At 41.3% G+C, this 213-nt stretch carries 1 pseudogene; it reads right to left on the bottom strand.

What is annotated here, in order from left to right:
* Positions 1–213 (bottom strand): annotated as a pseudogene (locus LI241_RS15765) (site-specific integrase); the annotation flags it as partial.

The following is a 213-nucleotide window of genomic DNA, read 5'->3' as shown; positions in this document are numbered from 1 at the left end:
TGTTGTATTTCTTTACCATACGGACAAAAAGCATATTGTAATCAATCGCAACTTTAGGCTTGCCTTTGGGATTGACAAATAAGAAGTTGCCCCGTCCGTCTATCACAAATGGTTCTGCCTTTGGGCGTTTCTTCATAACCCGTTGAAATGCCTGTATCGTTTCTCTGCTTAATGGCACTTGCCTTATTCCGCTCTTTGTTTTAGGCGTTTCAA

The sequence above is a fragment of the Longicatena sp. 210702-DFI.1.196 genome, assembly GCF_020563125.1.
Taxonomy (GTDB): Bacteria; Bacillota_I; Bacilli_A; order Erysipelotrichales; family Erysipelotrichaceae; genus Longicatena; species Longicatena caecimuris.
The sequence above is the reverse complement of the archived record's forward strand: the minus strand, read 5'-3'. Positions and strand labels throughout refer to the sequence as shown.